This is a genomic window from Nonomuraea sp. NPDC001636 (assembly GCF_040298265.1).
Lineage (GTDB): Bacteria > Actinomycetota > Actinomycetes > Streptosporangiales > Streptosporangiaceae > Nonomuraea.
In genome coordinates, this window is the sequence record NZ_JBEOZT010000008.1 from 146853 (window position 1) to 160229 (window position 13377).

Annotated in this window: 10 protein-coding genes; 4 read left to right on the top strand and 6 right to left on the bottom strand. The window is 72.2% G+C overall.

Annotation, left to right across the window (positions count from 1 at the left end; translation table 11 throughout):
* Positions 1 to 109: 109 nt before the first annotated feature.
* Positions 110 to 1585: a S41 family peptidase gene (locus ABT158_RS18010; RefSeq protein ID WP_352354531.1), complete on the top strand. Its 1476-nt coding sequence runs from the start codon at positions 110 to 112 to the stop codon at positions 1583 to 1585.
* A gap of 55 nt (positions 1586 to 1640) precedes the next feature.
* Here ABT158_RS18010 and ABT158_RS18015 read toward each other — a convergent pair whose 3' ends face one another.
* Positions 1641 to 2324: a DUF4386 domain-containing protein gene (locus ABT158_RS18015; RefSeq protein ID WP_352354533.1), complete on the bottom strand. Its 684-nt coding sequence runs from the start codon at positions 2322 to 2324 to the stop codon at positions 1641 to 1643.
* Positions 2325 to 2350: 26 nt separating this feature from the next.
* A complete protein-coding gene (locus tag ABT158_RS18020; protein ID WP_352354535.1) occupies positions 2351 to 2698 on the bottom strand; it encodes a nitroreductase family deazaflavin-dependent oxidoreductase in 348 nt (115 codons plus the stop codon).
* Positions 2699 to 2848: 150 nt separating this feature from the next.
* On the opposite strand from ABT158_RS18020, the gene ABT158_RS18025 reads away from it, so the two are divergent.
* On the top strand, positions 2849 to 3517 hold the full coding sequence (locus ABT158_RS18025; protein ID WP_352354537.1) for a TetR/AcrR family transcriptional regulator: 669 nt from the start codon (positions 2849 to 2851) through the stop codon (positions 3515 to 3517).
* Positions 3518 to 3634: 117 nt separating this feature from the next.
* On the opposite strand, the gene ABT158_RS18030 is transcribed toward ABT158_RS18025, so the two are convergent.
* From ABT158_RS18030 to ABT158_RS18045, 4 genes are read right to left on the bottom strand one after another with little or no spacing between them, the layout of a single operon-like run.
* Positions 3635 to 4507, bottom strand: coding sequence for a DUF7158 domain-containing protein (locus ABT158_RS18030; RefSeq protein WP_352354539.1), 873 nt, complete (start codon positions 4505 to 4507; stop codon positions 3635 to 3637).
* 38 nt (positions 4508 to 4545) lie between these two features.
* Positions 4546 to 8757, bottom strand: a complete 4212-nt coding sequence (locus ABT158_RS18035; protein WP_352354541.1) for a glycoside hydrolase family 38 N-terminal domain-containing protein — start codon at positions 8755 to 8757, stop codon at positions 4546 to 4548.
* 45 nt (positions 8758 to 8802) lie between these two features.
* Positions 8803 to 10023 (bottom strand): glycoside hydrolase 5 family protein, encoded by a 1221-nt coding sequence (locus ABT158_RS18040; protein ID WP_352354543.1) that lies wholly within the window; start codon positions 10021 to 10023, stop codon positions 8803 to 8805.
* A 46-nt stretch (positions 10024 to 10069) separates the two neighbouring features.
* A complete protein-coding gene (locus ABT158_RS18045; RefSeq protein WP_352354547.1) occupies positions 10070 to 11101 on the bottom strand; it encodes a LacI family DNA-binding transcriptional regulator in 1032 nt (343 codons plus the stop codon).
* Positions 11102 to 11199: 98 nt separating this feature from the next.
* On the opposite strand from ABT158_RS18045, the gene ABT158_RS18050 reads away from it, so the two are divergent.
* Positions 11200 to 12480, top strand: coding sequence for an ABC transporter substrate-binding protein (locus ABT158_RS18050; protein ID WP_352354549.1), 1281 nt, complete (start codon positions 11200 to 11202; stop codon positions 12478 to 12480).
* The gene (locus tag ABT158_RS18055; protein ID WP_352354551.1) at positions 12477 to 13376 is read left to right on the top strand and encodes a carbohydrate ABC transporter permease; all 900 of its coding nucleotides are present in this window, start codon (positions 12477 to 12479) and stop codon (positions 13374 to 13376) included. Before ABT158_RS18050 ends, ABT158_RS18055 begins: the two co-directional genes overlap by 4 nt.
* Position 13377: the final 1 nt, after the last annotated feature.

Here is a 13377-nt window from a genome sequence, read left to right on the forward strand (position 1 = left end):
CTCCCACCTGGGTATGACGCGCCGGCCGGATGGCCAGAAGGTATGACCGGTATGGACGGCTCCGTGGTGTGACGTGCCCGGCCGGGCACGCTGCCTAGCGTCGGACCCCATGAACGACACCAACGATCTCGGCATTGACAGCAGAAAATGGGGGCGCGGACGGACGCTCCGGCGGCTGGCCGCCGTACTGGCCGCGCTGGGCGTCGCCGTGGCGGGACAGGTCGCCGCACCGCCCGCGGACGCCGCCGCCGGACGGCAACCGCTGGACGGCCTCTGGCGGGCCGACGGTTACGGCACCGTCTTCGACATCGGCCAGGGGCGGCTCACCACCTACGACACGACGGCGATCAGCTGCCTGCGCGGAGTGCTCTCGGCGGAACAGACGGCGCGGACGCGCGACTCGGCGTCCTTCACGGCCGGGGAGGGCGGCCGGCGGATCGTCGTCCAGACGCGGGGGCCAGGCCGGGCGCGGCTCCGGTATCCGGGCAGCGTCGGCGCCATCGACCTGCGGAAGCTGCCCCGCCTGCCCGGAGCCTGCGCCACCCCCACGCCCGCTGATCCGGCGACGGTGTTCGACGTCTTCTGGACGACCTTCGCCGAGAACTACCCGTTCTTCGCCACCAAGGGCGTCGACTGGCGAGCCGTACGGGACCGGTACCGGTCCAGGATCAGCCCGAGCACCGGGGACGAGGAGCTGTTCGCCGTACTGCGCGACATCCTCAAGGAGCTCGGCGACGCGCACACCGCGCTCGTCGCGGGCGGCAGGCAGTTCGCCAGACCGCTGCGTCCGGGCACCAGGCAACTGGACGGGGTGCCGGCCTACATGGCCTTCAACGAACGCGTCCGGGAGTTCGTCGAGAAGTACGACACCCGCAAGCCCCTGCAACAGTGGGGACGAGGCGTGATCGGGTACGCCGACCTCCCGGACGGCCTGGGCTACCTGCGGCTGGGCGCGTTCGACGGCTACGCCGACGGCGGCTACGAGCCCAACGCCGCCGAGCTGGACCGGGCGCTCGACGAGATCTTCACCGTGTCCCGCACCTCCGGGCCCGGCCGGCTGCGCGGTCTCATCATCGACGTCCGCGTCAATCTGGGCGGCTACGACGCACTCGGCCTGCGGCTCGCCTCCAGACTCACCGGCAGGCCGTACCGGGCGTACGCCAAGCAGGCCCGCAACACCCCCGGCGATCCGCCCGGCTTCACCCGCCCCCAGCCGGTGCCCGTACGGCCGGCGACCGCCCCGGTGTACACGGGCCCCATCGCCATGCTCACCGGCAGCCTGACCATCAGCGCGGGCGAGACCTTCACCCAGGCCATGACGGGACGGACGCCCCGCCCCGAGCGGATCGGGGAGAGCACGCAGGGAGCGTTCTCCGACTTCCTGTGGCGGAAGCTGCCCAACGGGTGGAGCTTCGCGCTGCCCAACGAACGTTTCCTGACCCGCGACGGCACCACCTTCGACGTCACGGGCATCCCGCCGCACCTGTCCGTTCCCGGCGTCCTCAGTGACGAGGAACTGAACGGCGGCCACGACGCAGCCTTCGCCAAAGCCCTCTCCTACCTGACGAGCCGGCGGCGACGGTAGCGCCTCCGCGCCAGGAACAGGCCGGGCGCGGGGGGGTGGGGTGAACGGCCCGCCGCTAGCTCTGAAAAGATGCCTTCTCCGTGACGAAGCCTCTTGTCATCAACCACACGGCGAAGACGAAGCCCTGCAGGGCCAGTGGCGCATTCATCGCCAGGTAGAGCGGCGTCACGACGTCAGTTACGCCAAGCAGCACCAGGAAACTCGCCGACACCGCTGCTGCGATGGCCAGGAATCCCCACCCGGACAACCATCGGGGGACAGATCTCGACCGCCACAGAATGCGGAACAACAGGAGATCTCCAAGGCCCAGCGAGATGATCAATGCGACATGATTGACCAAGTCGCGGGCCGTCCGCAGTAATTCACCGACGGCCTCGATGCCGGATGCGGCCGCGGCGCCGGCTTGGGCGAGTTCCCGGCCCAGCACGAGAAACAAGGGCAGCATGATGACGCCGATGAAGTGGAACGTCGCCGCGATCAGCCTGAACCCGAGGAAACCCAGGCCGAGTCCTTCGTTCTCGGCCCGCACCATCGGATACAGGCACAGCGCGAACCCGACATACGCGGGGATCATGATGGACTGAGCGACCGCGCCGAGCATGACCTGGCCCTCGTGTGCGGAAACGAGAGCGAGCCGGCGTGGTTCGTCGACGGCGGGAACGACGCTCAGCGCACCGGCGATCATACCCAGGATGACCAGGGCGCCGGCGATTGCGGTTGCCCGCCTGTTCGTGTGCAATTCTGGTCCCGAGATCGTCGTGGTGGTCAGTCTGTGAGCAGGTCCATGCGCAGGAACTCGGTGATGCGGAGCAGCTTCGGCGGGCGGGCCACTTTCTCGGGAAGGGCTTGAAAAGCCTCGTCCTCACCGACGAGGCGCGGGGCGGTGAGTTCCACCTCTCTCCCGCCGACCCGGAGCCGCGCGTTTCCGGCCGCCAGGACGTTCTGCACCCAGTCCGAGCGTGATCCATACACCAGGACGAACAGGTAACCGCCGTCAACGGGATGCGCGTCGAGCGGCGTGCGGTACGTGGCGCCGGAATTGCGGCCGACGTGAATCAGCACCGGCCATTTACCACCGGTCATCGCGCGGGGGTTGAACACCTTCTTGTTCACGTGCCCCCACCACCTCGGCATCGGCATGGAAATTTCCCTCTCTGCGGCTTCGTGAGCGCCAGAACAGCCTTACGCCTGTAAGTCTGCTTACGGCTGTAAGGTTGGCTTACGCTCGTAAGGCTGTCAACCCGCACACGTCCCGGAGCCGTCATGCCGCCGCAACCGCTCAGCAGAGTCCTCGTCCTGGAAGCCGCGATCCGGGTCGCGGATCGCGGCGGCGCGGAGGCGATCACGATGCGCCGGGTGGCGCAGGAGCTCGGCGTGGAGGCGATGTCGCTCTACCACCACGTGCCCAACAAGGACGCGATCCTCGACGGCGTGGTCGACATGGTGTTCGCGGCGATCAAGCTGCCGGGTGCCGAATGCGACGATTGGCGCGATGCGATCCGTACGCGAGCCGCCTCCGCACGCGCGGTCCTGTCGCAGCACAGCTGGGCCCTCGGCCTCATGGACTCCCGCCGCGATCCAGGACCGGCGACGCTGCGCCACCACGACGCCGTCCTGGGGGTCCTGCGGGAGGCGGGGTTCACGCTGCCGATGGCCGCGCACGCCGTGTCGCTGATCGACAGCTACGTCTCCGGGTTCGTCCTGCAGGAGGCGAACCTGCCGATGGCGACGCCGGACGACGTCGAGGACGTGGCCGGCGACATCCTCCGGCAACTGCCGGAGAAGGAGTTGCCGTACCTCACCGAGCTGATCCGCGACCACGCCCTGCGACCGGGCTACGACTACACCAGCGAGTTCGGCTACGGCCTCGACCTGATCCTGGACGCCCTCGAAGCGCGCCGAAGCGCCCAGTGCTCGGGCGAATCCGGGTGAACTTCTCGGTACGGGTGGCGAGCACGTGAGTGGCCGGCGGCCGCGCCGGGGAGCGCCGCCGCCTGGTCGAGGGCGGGGGACTCGGACGGGCCGGGTCCGGGTGGGTCGACGGTGGTGTCAGTGGCGGTGGTGGTTGTCGGGTTGGGCGGGGTCCCCGGGGTGTTCGAGGCCCGGCACCAGGCGCAGCCGGTGGGCGCGGGCGTGGTCGAGCCAGCGTACGAACGCCACCCTGCGCGCGGAGTCGAGGAGGCCGTCGGCGGGTGCATCCCGGTCCGGGGCCGGGTCGTGGCAGGCGACGAGGGTGGCGGTCCAAGGGCCGGCCGTCACCGTCCGGCCCGGTACGGCGGCGGCCAGAGCTTCGGCCAGGGCGACGGGTAGCGAAGTCGGGTCGGCGTCGAACTCGCCGTCCGGGGTGCGCAGCCGCCATGTCGGTCCGGTGGGCGGTCGCGCGGTGGCCTCCCGATACGCGGCCACCTCCGACGCGGAGACGGTGACGTCGGCGGTGACGGCCTCATAGACGGCCCGGACGGCGGCGCTCCCCTCGTAGGCCGCCGCAGCGATCGACCCCAGCTCAACAGCCGCCCGCTGATCGAGCCGCACCGCGGTGGCGCGCTGGACAGGCTCTGCCGTGATGGTGTCGGTGGCTCGTCGGTCCCGCCGTACTGCGAGGGCGTCGGTGGTGGGCTGGTCGGGGTGGGGTGGTGGGGGCTGGTCCAGGGGGAGTCCGCGGGCTGTGGCCTCGGCGGCGCACAGTTGCTCGGTCAGCACCACCTGGGCCACCCAGCGCGTGAGCTGCCGGTCCTCGGCCGTGCCCGGCGCCGGAAGCGCCGAGGACCGCGGGCCGGCCCGCAGGGCTGCGAGCCGCCGGTCCAGCTCGTGGCGGGGGAGCGGGCAGCCGTCGAGCCAGCCGAGCACCGGCCCCACCCCGGGCGCGACCGGCTCGCCGGTGACGGGCGCGTGTGCGGAGTCCGGTTGGCTGACGTGAGGCACGCGGGCAGAGGTCGAAAGGTCGGGGCGGGGAGTGGGGGTCACGGGGTCACCACCAGTTCGACGGTCGGCGCGTACTGGCAGCGGCCGAACCACATGACCTTGCCCAGGGCCCACGCGGAGCCCGGGACGGCGTCGCGGGGTGCGCACACCTCGAACTCGGCGACCGTGCGCTCGCCGGCCGCCAGGACGAACCCGCGGACCGGGGCGGCGATCAGGTCCCACGTGCCCCAGGGCGAGACGACCTGCAGCTCGCCCCGGATCTCACCGTTCGTGCGGTTGTGCAACGCCAGCCCCAGCACGGCACGCCCGCCGGAAGCGACGCGCACCGACGGCGTCGTCACCTCCACCGACAGGCCGGTGTCGCGGCCGGGACGGTCCTTGCTGCCCTGCGCGGCCACCCAGTCCTCGGGGACGTCACCGGGCACGGGCAGCACGCCGGGCAGGTCGCCGACGGCGACGGTGACCACGTCCTCGACGGTCTGGCCGTCGTGCCGGATCCGGGCGGCGACGAAGTACAGGCCGGGCTCGACGCCCGCGGAAGGGGTCACCGTCACCGGGAACCGTACGTGCCCGCCCGCCGCCAGCCGGTACGGGCGCCGCGTCGGACCGGCCGTCCAGCCCTCGGGGACGAGGATCTCCACGGCTCCTTCCACGTCCGCGTCGAGCAGGTGCGAGGAGAGCACCACCGACAGTTCGGCGGGCTCGCCCTCGGTCCGCACCAGGCCCGGCGACGCCGTGACGCTCACCGGCAGGTAGCCCATCGGCGCCGGCCCGCGGTTGTGCAGCCAGTACCGCGCGTGCACCGGCTGCGCCACCTCGGCCGCCGGCCCCAGCACCGCACCGCCGCGGGCCGCCCCGCCCAAGGGCAGGGCGGGGACGGCGATCACGGTGGCGACCTCGGCGCCGGTCAGCGGGACGGCCCCCTGGACGGGTCCGCGCCGCAGTTCGAGCAGGTCGGCGCGGTGCGTCTCGCGCAGGGCGAGCGCACCGGAGAGGACGGCGTCGCGGCCGAGTCCGGTGGACTCCATCAGCCGCACGGTCACCCCGGAAGCCGGGTCCGCCGCGGCGGCCGACCCGTGCGCGGTCGGGTTGCCCGCCGGCTTGACGGTGCCGACCAGCACCTCGCGGGCAGGCTCGACCTTCAGGTACGACCGGGTCGCCGGCAGCGGGCCCCCGTGCGGCTCGGCGAGCACGGCGTACAGCGGATGGTTGAACTCCTGCCCCCGGGCGGGCAGCGTCAGCGTGCGCCAGTCGCCCTCGCCGGAGACCAGCGCGTAACGGAACTCGTGGGTCCAGTGCATGAGCTGGAAGCCCGCTCCGTCGGGCAGCGTACGGCGGGGCGGGTCGATCCACACCCCGGACGGCCACCCGGTGCACGAGCGCATCAGCGACAGGTGCAACGTGCCGGCCGGATCGACGGCGAACCCCGGCAGGCCGTAGGTGAGCAGCGCGACGGTGTGGCCGGTGAGCAGCTCGGACTCCGGTACCTCGCCGGGGCAGGCGGAGCTCACGCGGGCGTCGGCGAGGTCGGCGGTCAGCGCGGCGGGGTCGGTGGTGACCAGGGCGGGCAGCGCCCGCAGGTCGCGCAGGTCGGCGTTGGGCCGCCAGACCTCGCGCAGCGGCCGGGCGGCGGGCACCCAGACGCGCCCGTCCCGCTCCAGGACCTCGGCATAGGCAGGGCCCGCGCGGTCCAGCAGCTCGCGCACCGCGTCGTTCTCGTGCGGGCCGCCGATCATGATGCGGAAGTCGGGGAGGTTGGAGTCGACGTCGAGCCAGCCGTACCTGGACCGGTCCGCACCGGCCGTGGTCGCGGTGACCCCGGCCCTGACCAGCGCGACCAGCAGGTCGCGCACGCCGGCGGCGTCGTCCGGGCCGGGCACGACCACCTCGGCCACGCCGAGCGCCCGCTCGCCCAGCGGCCGGCCGCCGGGGCCGGTGAGCGCGACGCGGGCGGTGGAGCCCAGGCCGAACCAGGTGTTGGCGGGGTTGTCGAGGGTCCACGGCGCCTCGGCGGCGTCCACGTCGGGCAGGGCGAACCCGCGCCCGACCACGGCCCCGGCCACCTCGCTCACCGGCAGCGCGCCGGGCAGGTCGGCGGGGAAGCTCAGCCGCAGCAGCCGGTCGGCCCCGCGGTAGTCCAGGACGCGGGTGGTCAGGTCCACGTGGTCCACGCCGTCCCAGAGCGTGACGGTCTGCTCGTAGCCGATGCCGTCCACCGTTCCGGTGATCACCAGGCGCTCGCCGAGCGGGCAGGTCTCGCGCCGCACCTGGGCCGCGCCCTCCGCCGCGCCGACGACCGGGCCCTTGGGCACCAGGTGCCAGGGGCCCTCGCCGAAGTCGGGGTGGGCGGGGTACTCCTCGTAGACGCGCAGCTCGTTGCCGACGCAGCCGGGCCGTAGCAGCTCGCGTCCCGCCTTCTTGTCCAGGACGGCGGACAGGCAGCCGCCGCGTTCGGGGTCGGCGGTGACGCGGTAGCGGGCGTTCTCGACGGTGACGCCGGGCGCGGGCGTCCAGGCGGCCGCACCGGGCCGGGACGATCCGGGCAGGAGCCGCCAGGTGCGCCAGCCGGTGGCGGGCACGTCCTCGGCCAGGAACCGCAGGGTTCCCCGGTCCACGACGCACGGCACCTCCGCGCCGGCGTCGTCGAGCACCCGTCCGCCGTCGAGCCCGGCGGGCAGCCGTACGGCCACCGGCGCCGACCGGTCGAACGACAGCGTGTTCGCGACGACCACCGCGACGCCCTCGCCGCCGGTGTCCACGCGGGCGACGAGCGAGGCGAGCGAGACGTCGCGCACCGCGCCCGCCAGGTCGTACGCCTCGCGCCAGCCGGACAGCAGGTCCAGGTAGACCTGGTCGGACTCGCTGCCGGTGATCGCGTCGTGGTGTGCCCCGTAGGCGAGCTGCCGCCACACCTTGTCCAGCGCGGCCTCGGGGTAGGTCCCGAGCCCTTCGAGCGCGGCGAGGGTGGCCAGCTTCTCCGCGTCCACGGCGGCCACCTCGCCCGCCCGCTGCGCCTGCTTGGTGTCGATGTAGGAGACGTCCTTGCCGGTGTAGACCGGGTTCATGTCGCGGGTCTGCGGGCTGGGACGGCGTCCGGTGGCCGCCAGCTCGGCCCGGACCGCGTCGAGGAAGTCGCGCGGGGTGGCGCAGACGAAGCGCGGCCAGACGTAGCGGGCGTTCCAGGAGCGGTGGATATCGGTGACCCACTTGTTGGGCGGGGTGTAGTCGGTGCCCACGGGCAGCAGCAGGTTCCGCGTCGCACCGACCGGCTTGAGCTTGCGGTACAGCTCGTACACGGCGTGCTCGGCGCCCGCCAGGTCGGCGGCGGAGTCCATCCACCAGCCGGCCGAGTAGTGGTGGGGCATGAAGTGCGTCAGCACGCCCAGCCCCGAGGGGGCGATCCACTCGAACTCGCTCGGGAACTGCATCACCCGGGCGTCGTCCTTGGCCTCGCGGAAGTTCTTCTGGATCGGCCCCCACTGGTGGAACGGCCCGCGCGCCCACGCGCTGCCGGTCAGCCCCGCCGCGGCGAGGTAGCCGGGGAACTGCGGGTCGTGCCCGAACGCGTCGAGCTGCCACGCCGTCGCCGGCTCCCCGCCGAGGATGTCGCGCTGGTAGCCGATGCCGTACACGATGTTCCTGATCGTGACCTCGGCGCCGGTGAGGTTGGTGTTGGGCTCGTTGTACGTCCCCCCGACCAGCTCCACCTGCCCGCGCTCCATCAGCAGCCGCAGGTCGGCCCGGCGCTCGGGATGGACGTCGAAGTACGGCTTGAGATAGTCGATCTCGGCCAGCACGAACTTGTAGACCGGGTCGCGCAGCGCCAGGTCCAGATGCGCCTCCACCAGCGCGAACCCGTTGCGCTCCCACAGCGGGCGGGTGGTGGCGTCCCCGGACAGCAGCTCCCACGGCGAGGTGTAGGCCGCCTGCGTGTTCCACCACACCGGGTCGTAGTGGAAATGGGAGACCAGGAACATCGTCCAGCCGGGCTCGGCCACGACCACCACGGCCTCGGCCCGCGCGCCGCCCGCCGTCACCACGACCGGCAGCTCGGCCCCCGGGACCGGGTCGGCGATCTCCAGCGGGACCTCGACCGCGCCCGCGCCCTCCGCCTCCCCGGACACGCCCGGGCCGGTGACGGCGACCCGGGCGGGCGGGCCGTCGAGCGTCACGCGCAGCACCTGGCGCGGGGCGTCCTCGGTGCCCGTGAACAGGTCCGTGGACTCCACGGAGACGATGGCGACTGACACGGTCTTCCCTTCTGGAAATCGATGATCACGCGGGCGGCCCGCCGTTCACTCCGGGGTGAGGACGCTGCCGATGCCCCGGGTCGCGAGGTGGCCGGGGTCGTCGGCGCGGTCGCCGGCGACGATGGCCACGGGCCCGGCCTGGCGCAGCCGGACCCATGCGGCGTGGAAGGCGCTGCCCGGCGCGACCTCGGCCCGGCGTCCGGGCTCGGTCCGCAGGTCCACCTCGCACCGCAGGGCGGGACGGCGCGCCTCGGTCCGGCCGCGGCGCTCGTCGATGATCGCGGCCAGCTCCTTGGCCGCCGGCTTGGGACGGTGGTCCACGGTGAACAGGCCCAGCTCGTACTCCCGCTCGGGGAAGTCGGAGAGGGAACGGTCCAGGTCGTGGGAGCACCACCAGGTGACACCCCACAGGGCGGGGTTGGCCGTCACCGTGTCGAGCGTGCGGCGGACGAACTCGGCGGTCCGGGCCTCGGGCACGTCGGGCCTGGGCGCCCCGATCTCCTGCAGCCAGACGGGCCTGGCCGGGTCGAGCGAGGTGGCGGCGGCCAGCTCGACCAGGTAGTCGGCGTGCGAGACGGTGGCCGGGCCGAGCGGGCCGTCGATCGCGGAGACGCCGTTGAACACCCAGGAGTGCACCGTGGTCAGGTCGCCCAGGTCCACGTTGTCGGCGGGACGGAACGGGTGCTCCGGGTCGTACCAGGAGGCGTCGTACAGGGAGTGGAGGGCGAGCAGGCCGGGCGCGGCGGCACGCACGACGTCGATGAGCTCGGCGGCCCACGCCGTGGACGCCTCGGGGGTGGTGGCGTTGCTGGGGTAGAGGTTGTTGACCTCGTTGCCGAGCGTGACGGCGAACACGTTGCCGCGGGTGGCGACGGCGCGGGTGAGCCGGTCGGCGTAGGCGGCTATGGCGTCGCGCGCGCCGCGGTCGGTGAACAGGCTGCGCCGGTGCCAGGTGAGCACCCAGGAGGGCAGGAAGTCGAAGCTGGACAGGTGCCCCTGGAGCAGGTCCACGGCGACGGACAGGCCGAACTCGGCCGCGACGTCGATCACGGCCAGCAGGTCCGCCACGCCGCGCTGCCGGACCAGCCCCGGGTTGGGCTGGATCCACGGCCAGATCGGGAACACGCGCACGTGGTCCAGGCCGATCGAGGCCAGGTCCTCGAAGTCGCGGCGGACCGCGTCGAGCGACAGGTCGAGCCAGCTGTGGAACCAGCCGGCGGAGGGCACGTAGTTGGCGCCGTGGCGGATGGGGTCGAGCAGGGGCACGCGTCCTCCGGGGGTCGTACGATCTCCCGGCGGAGCCTAAAGCGATTTAGTCGCCCTGCCAAGCCCCCGGAGCCGCCGTGCTCTCCCGGACCGTCAGCCGGGGGGTCTCGGTCTTGACGTCCTTGCGCTGCTCGGGGTCGGCGATGACCTCCAGCATCACCTCGGCCAGCCGCTTGCCGAAGGCGAAGGTGTCGCGGGAGAGCGCGGTGATCGCGGGGTGGGTGATCCGCGTGAGCACCGAGTCGTCGAAGGCCACGATGGACAGGTCGTCGGGCACCTTCACCCCCATCTCGCCGGCCACCCCCAGCCCGGCCAGGGCCATCACGTCGCTGTCGTAGACGATGGCGGTGGGCCGGCGGGGCCGCGACAGCAGCGCGCGGGTCGCGGCGGCGCCCTCGGAGTCGCTGAAGTCGGTGTGCACCGACACCGCCTCCTCCAGGGCCAGCCGCCCGGCGCGGTCGCGCAGCGCGCGGGCGCGCCGCTGGGTGTGCCGGAACGCCGGCAGGCCCGCGACGTGCGCGATCCTGCGGTGGCCGAGCGCGGCCAGGTAGTCCACGATCGACAGCATGGCCTCCCGGTCGTCGGCCCAGACGCTGGACAGCGACCCGTGCCTGCCCGGCCCGCCCAGGACGACCGCGGGCACGCCCAGCTCCTCCAGCACGGCGATGCGCGGGTCGCGCACCATGAGGTCCACCATGACGAAACCGTCGACCCGGTGGGCGGAGGTCCACTCGCGGTAGATCTCCATCTCGGCCTCGGCGTCCTCCACGATCAGCAGTTGCAGCGCGACCGCCTGGGCCGACAGCCCCGCCTGCAGGCCGGACAGCAACTGGGCGAAGAACGGCTCCACGCCGAGGGCGCTGGCGGGCCGGGCGATGACCAGGCCCACCGCCTCCGCGCGCGCCCCGCCGAGGGCGCGGGCGGCGCTGTGCGGACGCCAGTTCATCTCCTTCGCCACCTGCAGGATTCGCGCGCGGGTGGCCTCTCCGACCCCCGGGCGGCCGTTGAGCGCGAAGGACACCGCGCCCTTGGAAACCCCGACCCGCTCGGCGATGTCGGTGATCGTCGGTCGGCGCACCACTGCTCCTTCACGAATTCGTCTCAGCTATTGACACACGAGTCTAGCCAGGTGAATAGTCCCGCAACTAGAGCGATTTAGTAACCAAGGAGAGCGCCATGCGTAGGTACTGGACGGGACCGGCGGTGGCAGCCGTCATGGTCGTCTCGGGCTGCGGCCTCGGCGGGTCCGGCGAGCCGGGAGCCGCCGCCCCGACCGCGGCGGCCACGGGAGAGGTGAAGGGCACTGTCAGCCTCCAGACGTGGGCCCTGAAGCCCAAGTTCACGGCGTACGTCGAGGGCGTCGTCGCCGCCTTCGAGAAGAAGTACCCCGGCACGAAGGTCGAATGGCTCGACCAGCCGGCGGACGCCTACTCCGAGAAGGTACTCAACCAGGCCGCCTCCGGAACACTCCCCGACGTCACCAACCTGCCCCCGGACTTCGCCAGGCCCCTGGTCCAGCAGGGCATGCTGCTCGACGTCGCCGCCGCCGACCCCAAGCTCGCCGACGAGTACGTCGCGGGCGGCATCGACGCCTACACCTTCCGCGGGCACCCCGGCACGTACGGCTACCCCTGGTACCTCAACACCGACGTCAACTACTGGAACTCCGAGTTGATGAAGAAGAACGGCCTCGACCCGGCCAAGCCGCCGACGACGTTCGACGAGCTGGTCGAGCAGGCCAGGACCTACAAGGAGAAGTCCGGCGGCAAGACGTACCTGATGAGCCGCCGCCCCGAGCTGGGCGACCTGGCGCAGGCGGGCGTGAAGCTGCTGTCCGACGACGGCAAGAGCTTCGTCTTCAACACCCCCGAGGCCGTCGCGGTGATCGAGAAGTACCGGGCCGCCTTCAAGGAGGGCTTGCTGCCGCGCGACGTGCTGACCGACACCTACGCGGGCAACGCCAAGCTGTTCAACGAGGGCACCGTGGCCTGGACGACGGCCGGCGCCAACCACATCATCGCCGTCAAGACCGACAACCCCTCCCTCGCGCCCAAGGTCGTGCCCTCGACCGCGATGGGCACCCCGCCGCTGTACGTGCAGGGCCTGTCGGTGTCGAAGAAGAGCAAGAACCCGGCCGCGGCGATCGCGCTGGCCCGCTGGGTGACCAGCGCCGAGAACCAGGCGGCGTTCGCGCACGAGGTCAGCGTCTTCCCCAGCACCAAGGCCTCGGCCGGCGACCCGTTCTTCACGCAGAGCGACGGCACCAACGCCGGCGACGCCAAGGTCATCGCCTTCAAGTCGCTGGCATCGGCCAAGATGCTGCAGCCGGTCGAGGTGACCGACGCGATGAGCAAGTTCATCCGCCAGCAGATCGCCCTCGCGCTCAACGGCGAGGTCTCCGCCAAGGAGGCGCTGGACGCCGCGGTCGCCAAGTGCAACGAGCTGCTCAACCAGTGATCGCCCCCGCTCTCCCCGCACAGGGCGCCCTCCGCCGCCGGCTCACCCCCTGGCTGCTGGTGGCGCCCGCCGCGCTGTGGCTACTCGTCTTCAACGTCTGGCCCTCGCTGAACACGCTGGTGCTGGCCTTCACCAACGCCAAGCCGCTCAGCGGGGGGCACTTCACCGGGCTGGCCAACTTCGGCCGCATGCTCGACGACGACCAGCTCGGCAACGCGCTGCTCAACAGCGTCGTCTTCATGCTGGTCTGCCTGCCGGTGCTCACCCTGCTGCCGCTGCTGCTGGCGGTCCTGGTGGAGAAGAAGATCCCCGGCATCACGTTCTTCCGCACCGCCTTCTACACGCCGGTCGTCGCCTCCGCCGTCGTGGTCGCGCTGATCTGGAGCTGGTTGCTGAGCGACCGGGGCCTGATCAACGGGCTCATGCAGGCGCTGGGCGTGCTGCAGGGGCCGCTGCCGTTCCTGACCGACCGGTGGCTGCTGGTCCTCAGCGCGATCACCCTGACGGTGTGGAAGGGGCTGGGCTACTACATGATCATCTACCTGTCGGCGCTCGGGAACGTGCGGCGCGAACTGCACGAGGCCGCGGCCGTGGACGGGGCGGGGGCGGTACGCCGGTTCTGGAGCGTGACGGTGCCCGGCGTGCGCAACACGATGCTGCTGGTGTCGGTGCTGGTCTCGGTGTCGGCCCTGCGCGTGTTCTCCGAGCTGTTCGTGCTGTCCAACGGCACGGGCGGTCCGGGCGGGCGGGCGATGTCGCTGGTCATGCTGATCCAGATGTACAGCCGCGGCTTCTACGGCCACTTCGGCTACGCCTCGGCGCTGAGCATCCTGCTCTTCGTCATCACGATCGGCCCGATGCTCCTGCTGACCCGGCTCAACAGGAAGGCGGACTGAC

Coding starts and splice junctions, on each gene's coding strand:
- ABT158_RS18010 (WP_352354531.1), top strand. CDS start 110: ATGAACGACACCAACGATCTCGGCATTGACAGCAGAAAATGGGGGCGC.
- ABT158_RS18025 (WP_352354537.1), top strand. CDS start 2,849: ATGCCGCCGCAACCGCTCAGCAGAGTCCTCGTCCTGGAAGCCGCGATC.
- ABT158_RS18050 (WP_352354549.1), top strand. CDS start 11,200: ATGCGTAGGTACTGGACGGGACCGGCGGTGGCAGCCGTCATGGTCGTC.